The 20,822-nt window shown below is 73.0% G+C and carries 20 protein-coding genes and 1 pseudogene; 16 read left to right on the forward strand and 5 right to left on the reverse strand.

The window, feature by feature from the left end; translation table 11 throughout:
• Nucleotides 1–76 precede the first annotated feature (76 nt).
• A complete protein-coding gene (locus tag ABZ567_RS10825; RefSeq protein WP_360786785.1) occupies nucleotides 77–1,258 on the forward strand; it encodes an ROK family transcriptional regulator in 1,182 nt (393 codons plus the stop codon).
• A 172-nt stretch (nucleotides 1,259–1,430) separates the two neighbouring features.
• On the opposite strand, the gene ABZ567_RS10830 is transcribed toward ABZ567_RS10825, so the two are convergent.
• The gene (locus ABZ567_RS10830) at nucleotides 1,431–2,243 is read right to left on the reverse strand and encodes a serine protease (RefSeq protein ID WP_360786787.1); all 813 of its coding nucleotides are present in this window, start codon (nucleotides 2,241–2,243) and stop codon (nucleotides 1,431–1,433) included.
• Nucleotides 2,244–2,903: 660 nt separating this feature from the next.
• Between ABZ567_RS10830 and ABZ567_RS10835 the strand changes: the two genes are divergently transcribed.
• The 8 genes from ABZ567_RS10835 to ABZ567_RS10870 all read left to right on the forward strand — a co-directional run bounded on the left by ABZ567_RS10835 (nucleotide 2,904) and on the right by ABZ567_RS10870 (nucleotide 10,326).
• Nucleotides 2,904–3,740: an inositol monophosphatase family protein gene (locus ABZ567_RS10835; protein ID WP_360786789.1), complete on the forward strand. Its 837-nt coding sequence runs from the start codon at nucleotides 2,904–2,906 to the stop codon at nucleotides 3,738–3,740.
• Nucleotides 3,741–3,811: 71 nt separating this feature from the next.
• Nucleotides 3,812–5,224 carry an NAD(P)/FAD-dependent oxidoreductase gene (locus tag ABZ567_RS10840; RefSeq protein ID WP_360787598.1) on the forward strand — a complete coding sequence of 471 codons (1,413 nt, stop codon included), beginning with the start codon at nucleotides 3,812–3,814 and terminating at the stop codon, nucleotides 5,222–5,224.
• A 10-nt stretch (nucleotides 5,225–5,234) separates the two neighbouring features.
• Nucleotides 5,235–5,855 carry an L-threonylcarbamoyladenylate synthase gene (locus ABZ567_RS10845; RefSeq protein WP_360786791.1) on the forward strand — a complete coding sequence of 207 codons (621 nt, stop codon included), beginning with the start codon at nucleotides 5,235–5,237 and terminating at the stop codon, nucleotides 5,853–5,855.
• A 109-nt stretch (nucleotides 5,856–5,964) separates the two neighbouring features.
• Nucleotides 5,965–6,729 (forward strand): metallophosphoesterase, encoded by a 765-nt coding sequence (locus ABZ567_RS10850; protein ID WP_360786793.1) that lies wholly within the window; start codon nucleotides 5,965–5,967, stop codon nucleotides 6,727–6,729.
• A gap of 67 nt (nucleotides 6,730–6,796) precedes the next feature.
• On the forward strand, nucleotides 6,797–8,281 hold the full coding sequence (locus ABZ567_RS10855; RefSeq protein ID WP_360786795.1) for an AlkA N-terminal domain-containing protein: 1,485 nt from the start codon (nucleotides 6,797–6,799) through the stop codon (nucleotides 8,279–8,281).
• Between the two features lie 6 nt (nucleotides 8,282–8,287).
• Nucleotides 8,288–8,791 carry a methylated-DNA--[protein]-cysteine S-methyltransferase gene (locus ABZ567_RS10860; RefSeq protein WP_360786797.1) on the forward strand — a complete coding sequence of 168 codons (504 nt, stop codon included), beginning with the start codon at nucleotides 8,288–8,290 and terminating at the stop codon, nucleotides 8,789–8,791.
• Between the two features lie 21 nt (nucleotides 8,792–8,812).
• On the forward strand, nucleotides 8,813–9,016 hold the full coding sequence (locus tag ABZ567_RS10865) for a type II toxin-antitoxin system VapB family antitoxin (RefSeq protein WP_360786800.1): 204 nt from the start codon (nucleotides 8,813–8,815) through the stop codon (nucleotides 9,014–9,016).
• 158 nt (nucleotides 9,017–9,174) lie between these two features.
• Entirely contained in the window at nucleotides 9,175–10,326 is a 1,152-nt protein-coding gene (locus ABZ567_RS10870) for a glycerate kinase (RefSeq protein WP_360786803.1), read from the forward strand.
• Nucleotides 10,327–10,486: 160 nt separating this feature from the next.
• On the opposite strand, the gene ABZ567_RS10875 is transcribed toward ABZ567_RS10870, so the two are convergent.
• Nucleotides 10,487–11,686 carry a helix-turn-helix domain-containing protein gene (locus tag ABZ567_RS10875; RefSeq protein ID WP_360786806.1) on the reverse strand — a complete coding sequence of 400 codons (1,200 nt, stop codon included), beginning with the start codon at nucleotides 11,684–11,686 and terminating at the stop codon, nucleotides 10,487–10,489.
• 195 nt (nucleotides 11,687–11,881) lie between these two features.
• Between ABZ567_RS10875 and ABZ567_RS10880 the strand changes: the two genes are divergently transcribed.
• The 7 genes and pseudogenes from ABZ567_RS10880 (at nucleotide 11,882) to ABZ567_RS10910 (ending at nucleotide 17,872) form a co-directional block, all read left to right on the forward strand.
• Nucleotides 11,882–12,700, forward strand: a complete 819-nt coding sequence (locus ABZ567_RS10880; RefSeq protein WP_360786809.1) for an ABC transporter ATP-binding protein — start codon at nucleotides 11,882–11,884, stop codon at nucleotides 12,698–12,700.
• Nucleotides 12,697–13,506, forward strand: a complete 810-nt coding sequence (locus ABZ567_RS10885) for an ABC transporter ATP-binding protein (RefSeq protein WP_360786812.1) — start codon at nucleotides 12,697–12,699, stop codon at nucleotides 13,504–13,506. Before ABZ567_RS10880 ends, ABZ567_RS10885 begins: the two co-directional genes overlap by 4 nt.
• Nucleotides 13,503–14,393, forward strand: a complete 891-nt coding sequence (locus tag ABZ567_RS10890) for a branched-chain amino acid ABC transporter permease (protein WP_360786815.1) — start codon at nucleotides 13,503–13,505, stop codon at nucleotides 14,391–14,393. Before ABZ567_RS10885 ends, ABZ567_RS10890 begins: the two co-directional genes overlap by 4 nt.
• A 40-nt stretch (nucleotides 14,394–14,433) precedes the next feature.
• Entirely contained in the window at nucleotides 14,434–15,543 is a 1,110-nt protein-coding gene (locus ABZ567_RS10895; protein WP_360787600.1) for a branched-chain amino acid ABC transporter permease, read from the forward strand.
• The gene (locus tag ABZ567_RS10900; RefSeq protein WP_360786817.1) at nucleotides 15,540–16,805 is read left to right on the forward strand and encodes an ABC transporter substrate-binding protein; all 1,266 of its coding nucleotides are present in this window, start codon (nucleotides 15,540–15,542) and stop codon (nucleotides 16,803–16,805) included. Before ABZ567_RS10895 ends, ABZ567_RS10900 begins: the two co-directional genes overlap by 4 nt.
• A gap of 65 nt (nucleotides 16,806–16,870) precedes the next feature.
• Nucleotides 16,871–17,293, forward strand: a pseudogene (locus ABZ567_RS10905) (GNAT family N-acetyltransferase); the annotation flags it as partial.
• Between the two features lie 42 nt (nucleotides 17,294–17,335).
• Nucleotides 17,336–17,872, forward strand: a complete 537-nt coding sequence (locus ABZ567_RS10910) for a GNAT family N-acetyltransferase (protein WP_360787603.1) — start codon at nucleotides 17,336–17,338, stop codon at nucleotides 17,870–17,872.
• A 63-nt stretch (nucleotides 17,873–17,935) separates the two neighbouring features.
• Here ABZ567_RS10910 and pssA read toward each other — a convergent pair whose 3' ends face one another.
• From pssA to ABZ567_RS10925, 3 genes are all read right to left on the reverse strand, one after another.
• Nucleotides 17,936–18,799: a CDP-diacylglycerol--serine O-phosphatidyltransferase gene (gene pssA, locus ABZ567_RS10915; RefSeq protein ID WP_360787606.1), complete on the reverse strand. Its 864-nt coding sequence runs from the start codon at nucleotides 18,797–18,799 to the stop codon at nucleotides 17,936–17,938.
• Nucleotides 18,792–19,448, reverse strand: a complete 657-nt coding sequence (locus ABZ567_RS10920; protein WP_351906250.1) for a phosphatidylserine decarboxylase — start codon at nucleotides 19,446–19,448, stop codon at nucleotides 18,792–18,794. Before ABZ567_RS10920 ends, pssA begins: the two co-directional genes overlap by 8 nt.
• 168 nt (nucleotides 19,449–19,616) lie before the next feature.
• Nucleotides 19,617–20,822, reverse strand: coding sequence for an acyl-CoA dehydrogenase family protein (locus ABZ567_RS10925; RefSeq protein ID WP_360786819.1), 1,206 nt, complete (start codon nucleotides 20,820–20,822; stop codon nucleotides 19,617–19,619).

A 20,822-nucleotide genomic window follows, 5' to 3' on the forward strand; every position in this document is an offset into this window, starting at 1 on the left:
GGCATCCGTGCCATCCGCGCCATCGCGGCGTCCTTGCCGACGCCGGACGGACCCGAGGGGGGAAGGCGTGAGAAGGATGACCGCTCGGCCTGCCAACGCACACCAGGCGCGCTTGCTGCGCCTGCTGCGGGACGAGGGCAGGAGCTCCCGGGCCCAGCTGGGCGACCGTATGGAGCTGTCGCGCTCCCGGCTCGCGGTCGAGCTCGACCGCCTCCTGGAGACCGGCCTGGTGGTCGGCGACGGCTTCGCGGCCTCCCGGGGCGGCCGCCGTTCCCACGGGATCCGGCTGTCCCCGACACTCCGCTTCCTCGGCGTCGACATCGGCGCGACCTCCGTCGATGTCGCCGTCACCGACGCGGAGCTGGAGGTGCTGGCCCACCTCACCGAGGAGACCGACGTGCGCCGGGGGCCCGTCGCCGTCTTCGAACAGGTCCTGGCGATGGCGGGGAAGCTCCGGGACTCCGGGGTCGCGGAGGCCTTCGACGGCGCGGGCGTCGGCCTGCCCGGTCCCGTCAGGTTCCCCGACGGCGTGCCGGTCTCCCCGCCGATCATGCCCGGCTGGGACGGGTTCCCGGTCAGGGAGGCGCTGAGCCAGGATCTCGGCTGCCCAGTCATGGTCGACAACGACGTGAACCTCATGGCGCTGGGGGAGCGGTACGCCGGCGTCGCCCGTAGCGCCCGCGACTTCCTCTACGTGAAGCTGGGCACCGGAATCGGCTGCGGCATCGTCGTCGACGGCCGCCTCCACCACGGCGCGTCGGGCTGCGCGGGCGACATCGGACACATCCAGATCGACCCGCTGGGCCGGTTCTGCGCCTGCGGCAACCGGGGCTGCCTCGAAGCCCACTTCAGCGGCTCCGCCCTCGCGGCGGACGCGGAGGAGGCGGCGCGCTCGGGCCGCTCCGCGGAGCTGGCCCGACGGCTGGAGGAGGCCGGGCGCCTGACCGCGGCCGACGTGTCCGCCGCCGCCGCGACGGGCGACGCCACCTCCCTCGAACTCGTCCGGGTCGGCGGCGCACGCGTCGGCCAGGTCGTCGCCGGTCTCGTGAGCTTCTTCAACCCGGGCATGGTCGTGATCGGCGGGGGCGTGACGGGGCTCGGACACTCCCTTCTCGCCAGCATCCGCTCGGAGGTGTACCGCAGGTCGCTGCCGCTGGCCACGGGCAACCTGCCGATCGTCCTGGGGGAGTTGGGCCAGACGGCGGGCGTCGTGGGCGCCTCCTGCATGATCAGCGACCACCTCTTCTCCCCGGCCTGACGGCCGACCGCCCGTCGGCGGCCCCGCGCCCGTCCGGCCGTGGCGGAGACCGACTCGCGCCGCCTCGTCGAGCGTGACGACGTCGGCCTCGTAGCGCGTCGCCCCCCCGGGGGCTGCCGCGACTCGGCCGGGAGGGGTGTCAGCCGGCCGGCTCGGGACGGTGGCGCCGTCCTCAGGACGCGCGGGGCAGCCGGCCGGTCGTCCGCTCGATCCAGGGGAGGTAGGACCCGACGCGGGTGTTCACGGCGGGGGTGTCGGTGGCGCACTCCCTGCCGTACGACACGAGACCGACGACGTACGGCCGCCCCGCGACGGCGCGGACCAGGGGGCCGCCGGAGTCGTACTGGCAGGTGTCGCGGCCGGGGGCGTAGGTGCAGATCTGGGTGGGGGCGAGGTGTGCCATGCCCCGGCTGGCGCAGGCCGGGTTGCTCATGGTGCCGAGGGTAACGGTCCGCAGGACGTCGGAGGTGCGCCCGCCGAACGAGGTGGTGCCCCAGCCGGGCACCTCGACCTGGGCGCGGTCGAAGGAACCCTGGGCGTACGCGGCGGGCAGGGCGATCGGCCGGACGTCACGGTTGAGGGCGACCGGCTCGGCGAGCCGGACGAGGGCGATGTCGTTCCGCTGGGTGTCCGGGTCGTACTCCGGGTGCGGCAGGAACCGGTCGGGAGTCGCCAGGACCGCGTGCGGGCTGTCGGCCCCGGTCGTGAGGTCGTGGTCGCCGAGGAGCACGCCCACGCGTGACGGGCTGCCGTACGAGCCCGTCAGGCAGTGCGCGGCCGTGAGGACGTACCGGTCGCCGATCAGCGCCCCGCCGCACATGACCCGGCGCTCCACCACGTCCACGAGCCCCGCCATGAAGGGGTACTGGTGGGGCCGCGCCTCCTGGCCGCCGACGACCGCCCGCGCGGGCGGCGCGACGCCGAGCGGGCACACCGCCAGCACCGTGCCCGCGACCGCCGCCATGAGCTGCCTCGCCCGTCCCACCTGATCTCCGCACTGCCGACGCCGTGTCTCCGGACCGCCCGTGGTGCGGAGACGTTTCCGCACGTCGTCACGGCCCGCGCGTGGGCATCAACGACACAGGCCGGACACGGTCACCCGATCGCGGGGCCGGACAGGTGTCCGACACAGGGATCCGCTGTCGGCGTCCGGAGCTCGGCCGGGCACGTGCGCGGCGGCGGCCGCGTCCCAGGCGGGGGCGCCGCCTGGGAAGGGTCGCGTACGCGGAGGCTGCGCCGCGACCAGTCGTCCGAGCCGGACGGGGCGGGCTCCGTGACCGCGCGCGCCCGTTCCGCCCGTAGCGGGGGCAGCGGGGGCGCGTACCGGCCCGTGCGCGCGTAGTGCAGGCCCCGGGGAGTGGCCTGCCGCGCGAAGGGCACCGGGACCCCCCCCGCATCAGCACCAGTGGGCGCCCGTCGGCGCTCTCCACCCGCAGGCCGGGCCTCACCGCGCGTCCACGCGCATGCGGTAACCCTGCGCAGACGCCCACGAACCGCTCAGGGGCCGTGGCGCGGGGTGGCACGAGAGGCCCGGGGACCCTCCCGGCACGTAAGGGGGGAACACGGCCGAAAGGTGCTCGCCGGGAGAACGGCGGGTGGCACCTGCGGCGATCCCGTTGTCAGCGCCGCGTGCTTAGCTGGAGGCATGACGGAAGACTTCATCGAACACGTCCTCGGCGGCCGTACGACCGAGGTGGAGGAGGCGGTCCGCAAGGCGGCCGCCGTCGAGATCATGCCGCGCTTCCGGCAGCTCGCCGCCCACGACATCGTCGAGAAGAACGGGCCGCACGACCTGGTCACCGTCGCCGACCGGGCCGCCGAGACCCATCTCACCGCCTCTCTGACGGCCCTGCTGCCCGGCTCGGTGGTCGTCGGCGAGGAGGCCGTCCACGCCGACCCCACGGTCTACGAGGCGCTGCGCGGCGACGCACCCGTCTGGATCGTCGACCCCGTCGACGGCACCCGCCAGTTCGTCCACGGCGACCCCGCCTTCTGCACCCTCGTCGCCCTCGCCCGGCACGGGGAGCTGCTCGCCTCCTGGACCTTCGCGCCCGCCCTCGACGAGCTCGCCGTCGCCGTACGCGGCCGCGGAGCCACCCTCAACGGCCGCCCCCTGCACTCCGGTTCACCCGAGCCCGGCGCGGTGCTCCGGGTCGCCGCCTCGCACCCCGACTACACCACCCCGGAGCAGAAGCACGCCCTGCTCGGCCTGGACACCGAGGGCGTCGCTCCCCGTCCCTGCGGCTCCGCCGGTCTCGAGTACCTGGCCGTGGCGCGCGGCACGCTCGAAGCCACCGCCTTCTCCTGGGAGTACGCCTGGGACCACGCGGCCGGACTGCTCCTGGTGACCGAGGCCGGCGGCACCCACACGACCGTCGCCGGGGAGCCGTTCCACATCACCGGAGGGAACGCGCTGCCCTTCACGGCGGCCAGGGACACGGCCACCGCCGACCGCGTCCGGGCCCTCCTGAGGGGTCGTTAAGAGTCCCCGGGTCACAGGAATATCCTGAGGTCCCTGGCCATCGGCTGACGAAGGAGTCCAAGGTGTCGAAGGTGACGTCGATGCTCGATGCCGTCGTCGTGGGCGCGGGTCCCAACGGACTGACCGCCGCCGTCGAACTGGCCCGCCGCGGCCTCTCCGTGGCCGTCTTCGAGGCCAGATCCACCGTCGGCGGCGGCGCGAGGACCGAGGAGCTCACCCTCCCCGGCTTCCGGCACGACCCCTGCTCCGCCGTGCACCCCCTGGGGGCGGGCTCGCCGGTCTTCAACTCCATGCCACTGGCGCGGTACGGGCTCGACTGGCTTCATCCCGAACTGCCCATGGCCCACCCCTGGGACGACGGCACCGCGGCCGTCCTCGCCCGCTCCGTCGCGGAGACCGCCGCCTCCTTCGGCCCGCGCGACGCGGGGGCGTACCGCAGGCTCGTCGCACCCTTCCACGGCAGGTGGGACACCCTCGCCCGGGACTTCATGCAGCTGCCGCTGACCGCGCTGCCCCGCGACCCGGTCACCCTCGCCCGGTTCGGTCTCGCCGGACTTCCGCCGTCCACCTGGCTGATGCGCCGCTTCCAGGACGAGAAGGCCCGCGGTCTCTTCGCCGGGCTCGTCGGCCATGTCATGGCCCCGCTCGGCGGCTTCGCCACCGGCGCCGTCGGCCTGGTCTTCGCGCTGGCCGCACACGCCGGCGGCTGGCCCCTGCCCCGGGGCGGCTCCCAGGCCATCTCCGACGCCCTCACCGCCTACCTGAAGGACCTCGGCGGCGCCGTCCACACCGACTTCGAGGTCAAGCGCCTCGACGACCTGCCGCCCGCCCGCGCCTACGTCTTCGACACCTCGCCGACCGCGCTCGCCAGGATCGCCGGCTTCGGCGGCCACTACGACCACTACCGGTACGGCGCCGCAGCCTTCAAGATCGACTACGCCCTGGACGGGCCCGTGCCCTGGACCGCGGAGGAGCCCCGGCGCGCCGGCACCGTCCAGATCGGCCCCACCGCCGGAGAGATCGGCACCGCCCTGCGCCAGGCCTCGTCCGGCACCGCCCCCGACACCCCCTTCCTCATCACCGCCCAGCCCAGCCTCGTCGACCCGTCCCGCGCCCCCCAGGGCAAGCACGTGTTCTGGGCGTACGGGCACGTGCCGAACGGCTGGCGGGGCGACCTCACCGAGGCCGTCGAGCGTCAGATCGAGCGTTTCGCCCCCGGCTTCCGCGACCGCGTCCTCGCCCGTGCCACCGCCGGACCGCCTCAACTCGCCGCCCAGAACGCCAACTACGTCGGCGGCGACATCGCCTGCGGAGCCGCCCGCGGCCTCCAGCTCCTGCTGCGCCCCACCCTCTCGCTCCGCCCCTACGCCACCCCGCATCCGGCGGTCTTCCTCTGCTCCTCCGCCACCCCGCCCGGCCCCGGCGTGCACGGCATGTCCGGCCACAACGCGGCGAAGGCCGTATGGCGACGACTGCGAAAATAGACTGACCCCCATGGCCAAGTACTACGACGTCCACCCCGACAACCCTCAGCCCCGCACCATCAACGCGGTGGCCGACTCCATCCGGAACGGGGCGCTCGTCGCGTACCCGACCGACTCCTGCTACGCGCTCGGAAGCCGCCTCGGCAGCCGCGACGGCATCAGCCGCATCCGGACCATCCGCGACCTCGACGACCGGCACCACTTCACACTCATGTGCCAGAACTTCGCCCAGCTGGGCCAGCTCGTGCACATCGACAACGACGTCTTCCGCGCGGTGAAGGCGGCCACGCCCGGCGCGTACACCTTCATCCTGCCGGCGACGAAGGAGGTGCCGCGGCAGCTGCTCCACCCCAAGAAGAAGACCGTCGGCGTCCGCATCCCCGACCATGTCGTCACCCAGGCCCTCCTCGCCGAGCTCGGCGAGCCGCTGCTGTCCAGCACCCTGCTGCTGCCCGACGAGGCGGAGCCGCTCACGCAGGGCTGGGAGATCAAGGAGCGGCTCGACCACCAGGTGGACGCCGTGCTCGACTCCGGCGAGTGCGGGACCGAACCCACCACGGTCGTCGACTTCTCCAGCGGCGAGCCCGAGATCGTGCGCCGCGGGGCGGGGGACACGTCCCGGTTCGAGTAGGGGGGGCGACGCGGTCCACCCGGTCCCGGGCGGCCCTTTCCGGGCCGGGCGGCGGCGTCGTACGGTCGGGTGACGCCCGTTCGCGATCACCCACGGAGGATCCGGCCGCATGATCGTCATCGCCCACGTCAGCGACCTCCACATCGACGGCGAGCCGCGCGGCACGGACCGAACCCGCGCCGTCCTGCGGTACCTGGAGGAGCTGCCGTACGACCTGGCGGCCGTGCTCGTCACCGGGGACGTCGCCGACCACGGCACCCCGGACGAGTACGCCGAGGCGCGACTGCTGCTGAACTCCCGTCACCCGCTGCTCATCTGCCCCGGCAACCACGACGACCGCGCCGCCTTCCGGAAGGCCCTCCTCCACGAGCAGGCGGGAACGCGTCCGGGCGCCCCGGTCAACCAGGTGCTCCGGGGCGAGGGTTTCGCCGTCGCCCTCTGCGACTCGTCCGTCCCCGGCGAGCACCGGGGTCTCCTGGAGGACGAGACGCTGGAGTGGCTCGACGGCGTCCTCACCGACACCCCGCACGAGGTGCCCGTCCTGGTGGCCTTCCACCACCCGCCCGTACCGCTGCACACCCCGTACGTGGACGAGATCCGGCAGTTCGGCGAGGAGCGGCTCGCCGCGCTCGCCGACCGCCACCCCCACCTCACGGCCTTCCTCGCGGGGCACGCGCACACCGCCGCCGCCACGACCTTCGCCGGCCGCCCGCTGCTCGTCGCCCCCGGGGTCGTCTCCACCCTCCGGCTGCCCTGGGAGAATCCCGGCCCGGACAGCCCGCACGTCCACCTCGACCTGCCGCCCGCCCTCGCCTTCCACGTCCTCGGCGACGACGGCAGGCTGACCACCCACTACCGGACGATCACCGTCTGAGGCGGCCCCGGACGGCCATGTCGTTTTCTCGCTAGCCCGGGACCCGCCCGTCCCCGATCCTGTAACCATGCACACCGACACCGAGCGCTGCGTACGGGCCGTCCAGTCGAAGGACGCCCGCTTCGACGGCGTGTTCTTCACCGCCGTCCGCACCACCCGGATCTACTGCCGCCCCAGCTGCCCGGTCGTCCCGCCCAAACCCGAGAACATGGAGTTCCACGCCAGCGCCGCCTCCTGCCAGCGCGCCGGCTTCCGGGCGTGCAAGAGGTGCCGCCCCGACACCAGCCCCGGCTCGCCCGAGTGGAACGTCCGCGCCGACGCCGTCGCCCGCGCCGTGCGGCTCATCCAGGACGGTGTCGTCGACCGGGAGGGCGTTCCCGGCCTCGCCCGCCGACTCGGCTGGTCCACCCGCCAGATCGAGCGCCAGCTCCTCGCCGAACTGGGCGCCGGCCCCCTCGCCCTCGCCCGCGCCCAGCGCGCCCAGACCGCCCGGGTCCTGATCGAGACGACCCCGATGCCCCTCGGCGAGATCGCCTTCGCCGCCGGCTTCTCCTCCATCCGCACCTTCAACGACACCGTCCGCGAGGTCTTCGCCCTCACTCCCGGCGAACTCCGCGCCCGCACGGCCCGTCCGGCGGCCGACCGGACCCCCACCCCCGGGGTGATCAGCCTCCGGCTCCCGTTCCGCGCCCCCCTGGAACCCTCCAACCTCTTCGGCCACCTCGCCGCGACCGCCGTCCCCGGGGTGGAGGAGTGGCGCGACGGCGCCTACCGGCGGACGCTGACCCTCCCGTACGGGCACGGCATCATCGCCCTCGCCCCGCGCGCCGACCACATCGCCTGCCGCCTCTCCCTCACCGACCCCCGCGACCTCACCCACGCCATCAGCCGCTGCCGGCGCCTCCTCGACCTCGACGCCGACCCCGTCGCCGTCGACGACCGGCTGCGCGCCGACCCGCTGCTCGCGCCGCTCGTCGACGCGGCGCCCGGTCGCCGGGTGCCCGGCACCGTCGACCCCGCCGAGTTCGCCGTACGGGCCGTCCTCGGCCAGCAGGTGTCCACCGCCGCCGCCCGCACCCACGCCGCCCGGCTCGTCACGGCGTACGGCACACCCGTCGACGACCCCGAGGGCGGCCTCACCCACCTCTTCCCCGGGCCCGAGGCGCTCGCCGCGCTCGACCCCCAGACCCTCGCCCTGCCCCGCAGCCGCCGCGCCACTCTCCTCACCCTGACCCGCGCCCTCGCGGACGGCTCGCTCACCCTCGGACCCGCCGACGACCGCGAGGAGACCCGCGCCCGGTTGCTCGCCCTGCCCGGATTCGGCCCCTGGACCACCGAGATCATCGCCATGCGGGCCCTCGGCGACCCCGACGCCTTCCTCCCCGGAGACCTCGGCGTCCGCCGCGCCGCCGTAGGACTCGGCCTGCCGGGCACCCCGGCCGCGCTCACCGGCCGCGCCGCCCACTGGCGCCCGTGGCGCGCCTACGCCGTCCAGTACCTCTGGGCGACCGACGACCACCCGATCAACCACCTGCCCAGCGAAGGACACTGAACCGCCATGGCCCCCACCGTCCGGCACACCGTCGTGGACAGCCCGTACGAACCGCTGACCCTCGTCGCCGTCGACGGCGTCCTCAGCCGCGTCCATATGACCGGCCAGCGCCACCGTCCGGCCGAGGAGACCTTCGGCGAGCCCGACCCCCGCCCGTTCGGCGAGGCGATCCGCCAGCTCGACGCCTACTTCGCCGGTGAACTCACCCGCTTCGACCTGCTGCTGAACCTGATCGGCACGCCGTTCCAGGTGCGGGTCTGGCAGCGGCTGCTCCTCATCCCGTACGGGGAGACCCGGACGTACGGTGCACTCGCCGAGGAGCTGGGCAACACCGGCGCCTCCCGCGCCGTGGGCCTCGCCAACGGCAAGAACCCCGTCAGCATCATCGTCCCCTGCCACCGGGTGATCGGCACCGGCGGCGGCCTCACCGGATACGGCGGCGGGCTCGACCGCAAACAGCGGCTGCTGGCCTTCGAATCGGGCATCGCGGAACCGGAGACCCTCTTCTGACCGAGGTGTTAGGTTCCCGCCATGGCCAAGGTGAACATCGCGCTCGACGCGGAACTCGTCGTGGAAGTCATGGTCCTGGCCGGTATCGGCAACCCCCAGGACGCCGTCGAGGCGGTGGTGCGCGACTACATCGCCCGCGGACACCGCACCGAGGCGCGAGCCGTCAGCCGGGACGAGGCCGGGCGCACCGGCGAGATGGTGCCGCCGGAGCCCCCGCAGGGCTGAGCACCGCAGGTGATCGAGCCGCGTTTGATCGATCGATTCCGGGCTCGGGGGACCGGCATCGTGCGACATATCCCTTTATCCGGGGGTGGCCTCCTGTCGGGCGGTCCGGATAGGGTCGGCCTCGGCGCGACTGCACGTTCGAAAGCAAGGGATGCAAGGTGACGGACGGGGCAGCAACTCAGGTCGCTCACGTACTCGTGGCGGCTGACAAGTTCAAGGGTTCGCTCACGGCCGTACAGGTCGCGGAGCGGGTCACGGCAGGACTGCGACGGGTCGTCCCGGAGCTCAAGGTGGAGACGCTGCCCGTCGCGGACGGCGGCGACGGCACCGTCGCGGCAGCCGTCGCGGCCGGATTCGAGCGCCACGAGGTCCAGGTGACGGGGCCGCTCGGCGAGCCGGTCACCGCTGCCTTCGCCCTGCGCGACACCACCGCGGTCGTCGAGATGGCCGAGGCCTCCGGCCTCCAGCTCCTCCCGTCCGGCGTGTTCGCCCCCCTCACCGCGACCACCTACGGCTCCGGGGAGCTGCTCCGCGCCGCCCTCGACGCCGGCGCGACCACCATCGTCTTCGGCGTCGGCGGCAGCGCCACCACCGACGGCGGCGCCGGCATGCTCGCCGCGCTCGGCGCCCGCTTCCTCGACGCGTCAGGCGCCTCCGTGGGCCCCGGCGGCGCGGCCCTCGCCGACCTGGCCACGGCCGACCTCACCGGGCTCGACGCCCGCTTCGCCTCGGTCGACCTGGTCCTCGCGAGCGACGTCGACAACCCGCTCACCGGGCCCAAGGGCGCCCCCGCCGTCTACGGACCGCAGAAGGGCGCCACCCCGGACGACGTCCGCACCCTGGACGCGGCCCTCGCCCACTTCGCCACCGTCCTGGAGAAGGCCGTCGGCCCCAGGGCCGCCGAGGCGGCCCTCGCCCCCGGCGCGGGCGGCGCGGGCGGCATCGGCTACGGCGCGCTCATCCTCGGCGCGAGCTTCCGCCCCGGCATCGAGCTGATGCTGGAGGTCCTCGGCTTCGCCCCCGCCCTGGAGCGCGCCACCCTCGTCATCACCGGCGAGGGCTCCCTCGACGAGCAGACCCTCCACGGCAAGGCCCCTGCGGGGGTCGCCGCGGCGGCCCGCGCCGCCGGCAAGGAGGTCGTCGCGGTCTGCGGCCGCCTGGCCCTGCCCCCCGAGGCCCTGGGCAAGGCGGGCATCCGCCGTGCGTACCCGCTCACGGCGCTGGAACCGGACCCGGCCACGTCCATGGCGAACGCGGGGCCGCTTCTGGAAGACGTGGCCGCGTCGATCGCCCGCGACTTCCTGACGTAGGGCCACACCGGGCGTCCCTGCCGACGCCCCAGAGATGCGGAACCCCCACCCCCGTTGTGGGCGATTGTTCCGCTGGGCGTGGGGGTCCCTCAGACTCCGTCCGGGGGACCCGCACGCCCAGCGGGACAATTGCCCACACGAGGGGCGCAACGGGCCCCCCTCACCCCGACGCCGTCAAGCGGAACGCGTCCAGCGCCAGCGTCATCTCCGTCAGGTCCCGCGGCCGCGACAGCGACCGTGACGTCAGTTGTTCCAGCCGCCGCAAGCGGTTGAAGACCGTGTTCCGGTGGCAGTACAGCCGTCCCGCCGCCCGTCCCGCCGACCCCTCGCAGTCCAGCCACGCGTCCAGTGTCTCGAGGAGCACCGCCCGGTCCGCCGGGTCCAGTTCGAGCAGCCCGCCGAGGACGTCCGTGACCAGCAGGCTCGCCATCTCCGGCTGGCCCACCACCAGCGCGCCCGCCATCCGCCGGTCGAGCCGCACGATCTGCCGGCTGCCCGGCGGGCAGGTCCGCAGCGCCAGTTCCGCGAGCCGCCGCGCCCGGCCCAGCTCGGTGAGGCCCACCACCACCGGACTGATCCCCCCCGGCCCCGGGCACCGCCCGTCGAGAAGCTCCGACAGCGCGTCCAGACCGGTGTCCCCGGCCAGCGCCACCACCCCTAGCTCGCAGTCCGCGCCCATCCGCCACAGGAACCGCACGCCCTCGCCCTGCACCTGCCGGTGGAACGGCTCCCGCTCCTCCCGCCGGTCGTAGCGCAGCACCACCACCGCGTACCGCCCCTGCTCCGGCAGGTCGAGCCCCGCCGCCGCGCGCGCCACCAGCTCGGGCGACCGCTGGCCCTGGAGCAGCGCGTCCAGGAGCGCCTGGAGCTGCTCGTCCGTCCGGCGCCGCAGCTCCAGCTCCCGCGACCGGTACGCCTCCGACGCCGTGTCCGCCTGCGCGTCTACCGCCGACCACACCGTGGTCGCCGACTGCATGAGCGCGGCCAGCTGCGCGGTGTCCGTTCCCGCCCCCTCGATCAGCGCGTCCCACACCAGGTGCCCGGCGTGCCGGTAGGCGTGCACGACCAGTTCCAGCGGCATGCCCTGCGCGGCCCGCCGACGGCCCATCTCCTCCGCGTGCTCCAGGTCCCGCCGGGGCGAGTTCCGCGGCGCCGAGATCATCTCGATCCCGATCCGCATCGCCTCCTGGGCCTCCTGCCAGTGCTGGTCGTACGGAATGATCCGCCCGTAGGCGGGCTCGTAGGCGTGAAGTTCCCTCAGATGCTCGTCCACCAGCTCCGGCACCCGCTCCAGAAGCGCCGTGCACGCCTGAGCGAGCACCTTCCAGTCGTCACCGGTCCGCCGTCTGCGCCGTCCCATGCCGGGAGGATCCACCGCCCGGGCCCCTCCGCACACCCCTGACGCGCACTGTTGTGCGCATGCACAGTGGCCCGCCGTCCCTGCTGGTCACCGGCAGCGTTTCGGCCGCGGAACGTGGACGCGCGGCCGGGCGCGGTGTTGGGGTGAGCGCCACTGAACGGCCGAGTAACAAAGGCGGCCGGGGAAAGAGGAACCATGGGAGGTACCGCACCCGCTCTCGAGGTGACGGACCTGACGGCGGGATACGGACCGGTACGTGCGTTGCGGCGGGTGTCGCTGACCGTGCCGGCGGGCGAGGTCGTCACCGTCCTGGGAGGCAACGGAGCCGGCAAGTCCACGCTGCTGCGGGCGGTCTCGCGCACCCTGCGGTTCCACGGCGGCGCCGTGGTCTCCGGCACGGTGAGCCGCGAGGGCAGGCCGCTCGACGGCCTGCCGCCGGACCGGGTCGTCGCGGCCGGCGTCTCCCAGGTGCCCGAGGGCCGTCAGGTCTTCGCCCGGATGACCGTCGAGGACAACCTGAAGGCCGGCGCACTCGGCGGGCGCGGCGACCGGGCGGCGAAGGCCGCCGCCCTGCGCCGGGTCCACGAGCTGTTCCCCGTCCTCGCCGAGCGCGCCCGCCAGCAGGCCGGGCTGCTCTCCGGCGGCGAGCAGCAGATGCTGGCCGTCGGCCGCGCCCTGATGGCCGGGCCCGACCTGCTCCTCCTGGACGAGCCGTCCCTCGGCCTCGCCCCGCTGATGGCCGCCCGCATCGCGGACGCGATCCGCGAGATCAACGCCCAGGGCACTGCGGTGCTCCTCGTCGAGCAGAACGCGGCGCTCGCGCTGCGGCTCGCCTCCCGCGCGTACGTCCTGGAGGTCGGTGAGGTCACCCTGTCCGGTCCCGCCGCCGAACTCGCCGCCTCCGACGAGGTCCGCCGCCGCTATCTGGGCGTGGTCGACGAGGACGCGGCGGCCGACGCGGCCCGCGCCCGCGCCACGCACCCGGTCCTGTCCCGCTGGGAGGAAACCAGATGACCGACGCACCAGCGCCTCCCGAGGCCGCTCCGGGCGTCCCCGCCCTCGTCGTCGAGGGCCTCACCGTCCGCTTCGCCGGGCTGACCGCCCTCGACGGCGTCGGGTTCACCGTCAGGCCCGGCACCGTGCACGCCCTCATCGGGCCGAACGGCGCCGGAAAGTCCACCTGCTTCAACGTGCTCTCCGGCGTCTACCGGGCCACCGAGGGCTCCGTCCGCCTCGGCGCGCACGAGCTGACCGAGCTGCCCCCGCACCGCATCGCGGACCTCGGCGTCGGCCGGATCTTCCAGAACCTGGCCCTGCCGCCCCGCGCCACCGTCGAGGACAGCCTGATGCTCGGCCGCCACCGCCTGACCCGCACCGGCTTCGTCGCCGCGGGGCTCCGGCTCCCCTCCGCCGCCCGGGAGGAGGCGCGCCACCGGGCCAGGGTCCGGGAGATCGCCGCCTTCGTCGGTCTGGAGAAGCAGCTCGCCCAGCCCGCGGGCTCCCTCCCGTACGGGCAGCAGAAGCTCGCCGAACTCGCCCGTGCCCTCTGCATGGAGCCGAAGCTGCTCCTGCTCGACGAGCCCGTCGCCGGCATGACCGCCGACGAGCGGGTCCGTACCGCCTCGGTCATCGCGGGCGTCCGCGACAGCCTCGGCATCTCGGTCCTCCTCGTCGAGCACGACATGGGTCTGGTGATGCGGCTCGCCGACTCCGTCACCGTCCTCGACTTCGGCCGCCGCATCGCGGACGGGGCACCCGCCGCCGTCCAGAACGACCCGGCGGTCGTCCGCGCCTACCTCGGAGAGGAGTCCGCCGCGTGAGCACCTTCGCCGAGTTCCTGATCAACGGCATCTCCCTGGGCTCGATCTACGCCCTCATCGCCCTCGGCTTCGTGGTCATCTTCCGCGCCACCGAGGTCGTCAACTTCGCCCACGCCTCCCTCCTCCTGGCCGGCGGCTACGTCACCGCCGTGCTCCATGAGGAGATCGGCTTCTGGCCCGCCCTGCTCGCGGGCATAGCGGGCGCGGCGGTGGTCGGAGCGGCCGTCGAGTTCTTCGTCATGCGCCGGCACCGGGGTGGCGACCACAGCGTCCTCGCCATCGTCACCATCGGCGTCGACATCCTGCTCGCCACCGAGCTGACCCGCAGGATCGGCACCGACATCCTGTCCCTCGGCGACCCCTGGGGCGACGCCGTCGTCACCGTCGGTCCGGTCACGATCGCCGAGACCCGGATCGCCGCCCTGCTCGCCGCGGCCCTCCTCATCACCGCGTTCCTGCTCGCCTTCCGGTACACCTCGTGGGGCGTCGCGATGCGGGCCGCCGCCGAGAACCAGGAGACCGCCGCCCTCATGGGCATCCGGCTCGGCCGGGTGTCGCTCGGCGCCTGGGCCGTCGCCGGAGGTCTGGCCGCCGTCGCCGCGCTCTTCCTCACCGTCTTCCCGACACCGGGCCTGGAGCGGGCCACGTCGTTCGCCGCGCTCAAGGCCTTCCCCGCCGCCATCCTCGGCGGCCTCGACTCCACCACGGGCGCTCTCGTCGGCGGTCTCCTCGTCGGCGTCACCGAGTCCCTCGCCACTGGTTACCAGAGCGACCTGGCGTTCCTCGGCCGGGGGATCGGCGACCTGGCCCCCTATCTCGTCATGGTCGCGGTGCTCCTGATCCGCCCGGCCGGACTCTTCGGTACGAAGGAGCTGGCCCGTGTCTGAGACCCTCGCCCGGAGCGGCCTCCGGGTCCGTACCACCGCGGTGTACGGGTGGGCCGCCGCCGGCCTCGTCCTCGCCGTCCTCCCGTTCTACCTGGACCGCTTCTGGCTCCAGGCGGGCCTGTTCGCGATGGCCGCCGCCCTCGGCGCGATCGGCATCAACCTGCTGACCGGCGCCACCGGACAGCTCTCCATGGGCCACGCCTTCTTCCTCGCCGTCGGCGCCTACGGATACTGCGCCTTCGCCGGGGACGGCACCGACGGACTCGCCGGGCTCGGACTGCCCGGCTGGCTCGCCGCCGTCCTCGCGGTCGCCCTCTCGGGTGTGGCGGGCGGCGTGTTCAGCCCCATCGCGGGCCGGCTGCGGGGCGCGTACCTCGGCATCGCCACCCTCGCGCTGATCTTCATCGGACAGCACGTCCTGTTCAACGCGCATGACCTCACCGGCGGCTACAACGGCCGCGCGGTCCCGCCGCTCTCCCTCTTCGGGCTCACCTTCGACGACAGCGAACTCCTCGTCGCCCAGGTGCCGTTCGGGGCGGTGGAGAAGCTCTGGTACCTCGGTCTCGTCCTGCTCCTCGCCGGGGTGGTCTTCGCCCGCGGTGTGCTGCGGGGCCGGCCGGGCCGCGCGATGAACGCCATCCGGGACCACCGGATCGCGGCCGGTGTGATGGGCATCCCGGTGGCCCGCTACCGGTCCTCCGTCTTCGTCCTGTCCTCCATGTACGCGGGCCTTGCGGGCGTCCTGCTCGCCCTGGTCTTCCAGCGCACGGTGCCGGAGTACTTCGGCATGGCGCTCTCGCTCGAGTACCTGGCCATGATCGTCATCGGCGGTCTCGGCTCGGTCGCCGGCGCGGTGGCCGGAGGCGTCTTCGTCTCCCTCCTGCCGCAGCTCCTCAACCGGTACAGCGACGCCCTCCCGCTCGTCTCCGCCCCCGGGACGGGCGGCATCGCCCCGGGGGAGGCCTCCCGCTACCTCTACGGCGCCGCCGTCGTCGCGGTGGTGCTGTTCCTGCCCGGAGGTCTGGCCCGGCTCGCGGCCCGGAGGCCCGGCAGGGCCAGGAAACCCAGCCACCCCATGAACCCCACGAACCCCACACACCCCACTCCACCCGACACCTCTTCCACCGAACCCTCAGGGGAGGCACGATGACCCACCGACGACAGGCCGTGCGGGGCCTGGCCGCCGCGCTCGCCGCACTGGTCGCCCTCACCGCCGCCGGCTGCAGCTCGAAGGCCAAGACCGACGACGCCAAGCAGACCGACGCGGGCGGGGTGAAGACCGGCGAGGGCGTCACCGACAAGACGATCTCGCTCGGTGCGCTCACCGACATGACCGGCGTGTACGCCACCCTCGGCAAGAGCGTCACCCAGGCCCAGCAGCTGTACGTGAAGCAGATCAACGCCGCCGGCGGGATCTGCGGCCGGCAGCTGGAGCTCACGGTCCGCGACCACGGCTACGACCCGCAGAAGGCGCTCGCCGCCTACACCGAGCTGGAGCCGAAGGTCGTCGGCTACCCCCAGTTCATCGGCTCCCCGTTCGTCGCCGCCGTCAAGTCCCGGGTCGACGGCCAGGACAAGGGCCTCGTCCTCCCGCAGGCCTGGTCGGCCTCGCTGCTCGGCTCTCCGTACATCCGCGTCCTGGGCTCGACGTACGACGTCGAGACCATCAACGCCGTCGACTTCCTGACGAAGGAGAAGGGACTCAAGTCGGGCGACAAGCTCGGGCACGTCTACTTCGAGGGCGACTACGGCGAGAACGCCCTCAAGGGCTCGAAGTACGCGGCCGGGAAGGCGGGCCTCACCGTCGTCGAGCAGAAGATCAAGCCCACCGACAACGACATGTCGGCGCAGGTCGCCGCGTTGAAGCAGGCCGGGGTCAAGGCCATCGTCATCAGCGCGGGCCCGCGCCAGGCCGCCTCCCTCGTCGGCGTCGCCGCCGCCACCGGCCTGCGGGTCCCGGTCGTCGGCAACAACTCGGCCTTCGCCCCGCAGCTCCTCGGCACCCAGGCGGGACCCGCCCTGGAGAAGATGTACTGGTTCGCCTCCCCGAGCCTCCCCATCGGCGCGGACACCCCGACCGCGAAGAAGCTGGTCACCGACTACAAGGCCGCCTACCCGGGCGACTCCCTCGACAACGGCATCGTGGCCGGCTGGACCGCGGCGAGCGTCTTCGGTGAGGCCCTGAAGAAGGCCTGCGCCAACAAGGACCTCACCCGCGACGGAGTCGGCAAGGCGCTCCTCACCATGACGTCCCACGACGCCGGCTTCGGACTGAGCCACAACCTCGGCGACCCGAAGGCCCCGTCGGCCCGCGAGTCCGTCATCATCCAGCCCGACAAGAGCGTCCCCGGCGGCATGCGCACGGTCCGACCGCCCTTCGTCTCGGACGCGGCGAAGGCCTACACCCCCTGACCGACCCGCTCGACCCGTGGGCCGGGTTTCACACGCGGGAAACAACGCGATGTGAAGCTCGGCCCATGCACGTGACGATCGAGGAGAACCGCTCCCACCCGCGCCTCCCTGACCTGCTGGCCGCCTACCACCTGCTCAACGAGGCCGAGAAGGGCACGCCGGTGACGACGGTCGCCGGGCTCCCGGCCGCGTACCGGACGGAGGCGGAGGACCCCGCCGTCGCCTTCGCCGCCGACACGGTCCTGCTCGCCACCCCGCCCGGCGGGGACCTCCCGGCCGGCTGCGTCGTCCTCAAGGCCCCGTTCGACGGTCCGGCACCCGAGATCAAGCGGCTCTGGGTCGCGCCCGAGGCCCGCCGCAAGGGAATCGCGCGGGCCCTGATGACCGAGGCCCTGCGCCGGGCGGCGGCCGCGGGGGCCCCTGCCGTACGCCTCACCGTCTGGAACTGGCGGGAGGAGCCGCTGGCCCTCTACCGGCGCCTCGGCTTCGAGACCGTCGCCTCCTGGGACGAGCGCCCGGACCTGCTCTGCCTGGAGAAGCCGCTCGACGTCGTCGAGCGCCTCACCCCCGACGCGGTACGGGCCCACGCCTCCGGCGGTCTCGCCGCGCTCCTCGTCGACGCCGTGGACGGCGGGGCCTCCGTCGGCTTCCTGGCGCCTCTGGAGACCGCCGAGGCAGCCGCGTGGTGGATGGGGGTGGCCGACGAGACGGAGGAGGGCGTACGGGACGTCTGGGCGGCCCACGGCCCCGACGGCCGGCTGACCGGTGTCGTCACCCTCGTCCGCGCGGGCGCCGCCAACGGCCGGCACCGCGGCGAGATCGCCCGGCTCCTGGTGCACCGCTCCGCCCGGGGCCGCGGCCTCGGCTACCGGCTGCTCGCCACGGCCGAGGACCACGCCGCCGCCACGGGCCTCACCCTGCTCGTCCTGGACACCCGGACCGGCAGCCCGGCCGAGCGCCTCTACCGGGGAGCGGGCTGGACGGCCGCCGGCACGATCCCCGACTTCGCGGCCGACCCGACCGGCGTCCCGCGCGCCACGACGCTCTTCTACAAGCGGCTCGGATGACCCCGGGTACGCGGAAGGGCCCCGGAGGCGACGTCGGCTCCGGGGCCCTTCCCCACATCGTCGTTACGGCAGCTGGGCCGCCCGCGCCTCCCGGCTCTCACGCCGGTTGCCGCGGAAGGTGTTCACCCGACGGGCCGTCGCGAAGAGGGGGATCACGGCGCCCATCACGACCTGCAGCGCGCAGCCGGTCTGGAGCAGGAACGCCCCGCCCGGCGCGTCGAACGCCCAGGCCGCCAGCATGCCCATCGCGCCGACGATCCAGCTGAGCATCGCCACCGCGAGGACACCCCGCGGCTTGGGGTACTCGACCCGGCTCACCATCAGCCAGGCCACACCGATGATCGCGAGCAGCGTCGGGATGAACGGCAGCTCCAGGAGCACGATCGAGACCACCGTCAGCGCGCCGAAGGGGCTCGGCATGCCCTGGAACATGCCGTCCTTCATGGTCACGCAGGAGAATCTCGCCAGCCGCAGGACCACTGCGAGCAACACCACGATCGCGGCCACCGCCGAGACCTTCTGCTGCGCGTCGTCCGCGACCATCCCGTACACGAGTACGAAATAGGCCGGGGCGAGACCGAAGCTGATCAGGTCCGACAGGTTGTCGAGCTCGGCGCCCATCGGGGACGAGCGCAGCTTGCGGGCCACGATGCCGTCGAAGAGGTCGAAGATCGCCGCGCACAGCATCAGGATCACGGCGGTGGCGGCGCTGTTGCGCGCCATGCCGGACTCGGTGCTTCCCGTGAGGTGCGGGATGAGGATGCCCGTGGTGGTGAAGTACACCGCCATGAATCCACAGGTGGCGTTACCGAGCGTGAGGGCGTCCGCTATGGACAGCCTCATCGACAGCGGCATCTCCTCGGCGTCCTCGGCCTCCGCGTCGGTGCCCGAGCCCCAGTCGCCGGCGTGTGTGTCGGGATCAATCACGGTCAATGCGAGTCACCCCCGCCGTGGTGGCCTGGCCGACCTCGACGGCGACCTCGACACCCTCGGGGAGGTAGATGTCGACGCGCGAGCCGAAGCGGATCAGACCGATGCGGTCACCCTGCTCGACCTTCGTCCCCTGCGGGATGTACGGCACGATGCGCCGGGCGACGGCACCCGCGATCTGCACCATCTCGATGTCGCCGAGCTCGGTGTCGAAGTGCCAGACAACGCGCTCGTTGTTCTCGCTCTCCTTGTTGAACGCCGGGACGAACCCACCGGGAACGTGCTCCACGGACGTCACGGTGCCGGCCAGCGGCGCCCGGTTGACGTGGACGTTCAGCGGGCTCATGAAGATGGCGACCCGGGTCCGCCCGTCCTTCCACGGCATGATGCTCTGCACCACACCGTCGGCGGGGGAGATGACCCGGCCCTGAGCGATCTCACGCTCGGGGTCGCGGAAGAACCACAGCATGCCGGCCGCGAGAGCGGTTGTCGGCACGGCGATGGCCGCGGCCCGCCTCGACTTGCGCGCGCGCACGAGGCTGAGCGCCGCGGTGGCGACGGTCGGCAGAAGCCACGGCGATGCTCCGCGCGCGAGGCGTACGCCCGAGAGGCTGTCGCGGTGTGCAGAGGTTTGGCTGTGGGGCATGGATGACCTTCGTAGCGGATGATGCCGCACTGGCAACGGGGACGGCGGCTTTCCCGCGATGCTAGCGGTTGCGGGGCGCAACTGGGTAAGCCAGGAACCGAGTCGACGGCCGGAAGACGAACACGGGGTGTGATCTTCTTCGCGGCCGAATCGACTCAAAGCCGACATTCACCCCTGGATGCGGTACTCCTCGAGGAGTCGGCGACCAATGATCATTTTCTGGATCTCGGCGGTACCTTCACCGATGAGCAGCATCGGCGCCTCGCGGTAGAGGCGCTCGATCTCGTACTCCTTGGAGAACCCGTACCCGCCGTGGATGCGGAAGGCGTCTTCCACGACCTCCTTGCAGTACTCGGAGGCGAGGTACTTCGCCATCCCTGCTTCAAGGTCGTTTCGTTCCCCGGAGTCCTTTTTGCGTGCTGCGTTCACCATCATGGCATGGGCGGCCTCGACCTTGGTAGCCATTTCGGCCAGCTTGAACTGGATCGCCTGGTGCTGGGCGATCGGCTTTCCGAAGGTGTGACGCTGCTGGGCGTACGAGACGCCCAGCTCGAAGGCACGCTGAGCGACGCCACAGCCACGCGCCGCCACATTCACGCGCCCGACCTCGACACCGTCCATCATTTGGTAAAACCCTCGGCCGGTGGTCCCGCCGAGTACCCGATTGGCCGGAATGCGTAGTCCGTCCATGATGAGTTCGGTGGTGTCGACACCCTTGTAACCCATCTTGTCGATCTTCCCGGGGATGGTGAGGCCGGGCCGGACCTCTCCGAAGCCCGGCTCCTTCTCCACGAGGAAGGTCGTCATCGACTTGTGGGGGGCGGTGCCCTCCGGGTGTCCTTCGTCACTTCGGACGAGGACGGCGACCAGCGTGGACGTTCCGCCGTTCGTCAGCCACATCTTCTGACCGTTGAGGACGTACTCGTCACCGTCCTTGACCGCCTTGGACGTGATGGCCGACACGTCCGAGCCGAGGGCGGGCTCCGACATCGAGAACGCGCCACGCGTCTCGCCGGCGGCCATCCGCGGAAGGAAGTGGTCCTTCTGCTCCTGGGTGCCGTGCTGCTTCAGCATGTACGCCACGATGAAGTGGGTGTTGATGATGCCGGAGACCGACATCCAGCCGCGGGCGATCTCCTCCACGCACAGCGTGTAGGTGAGCAGCGACTCACCCAGACCCCCGTACTCCTCGGGAATCATCAGACCGAAGACACCGAGCTCCTTGAGCCCGTCGACGATCTGCTGCGGGTACTCGTCGCGGTGCTCCAGCTCCGTCGCGACCGGGATGATCTCCTTGTCGACGAAGTCCCGGACGGTGGCGAGGATCTCCTGCTGGACGTCGGTCAGACCGGGGGTCTGGGCGAGGCGCGCCAT

It is taken from the genome of Streptomyces sp. NPDC016459, from assembly GCF_040632845.1.
Taxonomy (GTDB): Bacteria; Actinomycetota; Actinomycetes; order Streptomycetales; family Streptomycetaceae; genus Streptomyces.

Coding starts and splice junctions, on each gene's coding strand:
- ABZ567_RS10825 (WP_360786785.1), top strand. CDS start 77: ATGACCGCTCGGCCTGCCAACGCACACCAGGCGCGCTTGCTGCGCCTG.
- ABZ567_RS10835 (WP_360786789.1), top strand. CDS start 2,904: ATGACGGAAGACTTCATCGAACACGTCCTCGGCGGCCGTACGACCGAG.
- ABZ567_RS10845 (WP_360786791.1), top strand. CDS start 5,235: ATGGCCAAGTACTACGACGTCCACCCCGACAACCCTCAGCCCCGCACC.
- ABZ567_RS10850 (WP_360786793.1), top strand. CDS start 5,965: ATGATCGTCATCGCCCACGTCAGCGACCTCCACATCGACGGCGAGCCG.
- ABZ567_RS10855 (WP_360786795.1), top strand. CDS start 6,797: ATGCACACCGACACCGAGCGCTGCGTACGGGCCGTCCAGTCGAAGGAC.
- ABZ567_RS10860 (WP_360786797.1), top strand. CDS start 8,288: ATGGCCCCCACCGTCCGGCACACCGTCGTGGACAGCCCGTACGAACCG.
- ABZ567_RS10865 (WP_360786800.1), top strand. CDS start 8,813: ATGGCCAAGGTGAACATCGCGCTCGACGCGGAACTCGTCGTGGAAGTC.
- ABZ567_RS10875 (WP_360786806.1), bottom strand. CDS start 11,686: ATGGGACGGCGCAGACGGCGGACCGGTGACGACTGGAAGGTGCTCGCT.
- ABZ567_RS10880 (WP_360786809.1), top strand. CDS start 11,882: ATGGGAGGTACCGCACCCGCTCTCGAGGTGACGGACCTGACGGCGGGA.
- ABZ567_RS10885 (WP_360786812.1), top strand. CDS start 12,697: ATGACCGACGCACCAGCGCCTCCCGAGGCCGCTCCGGGCGTCCCCGCC.
- ABZ567_RS10900 (WP_360786817.1), top strand. CDS start 15,540: ATGACCCACCGACGACAGGCCGTGCGGGGCCTGGCCGCCGCGCTCGCC.
- ABZ567_RS10920 (WP_351906250.1), bottom strand. CDS start 19,448: ATGCCCCACAGCCAAACCTCTGCACACCGCGACAGCCTCTCGGGCGTA.
- ABZ567_RS10925 (WP_360786819.1), bottom strand. CDS start 20,822: ATGGCGCGCCTCGCCCAGACCCCCGGTCTGACCGACGTCCAGCAGGAG.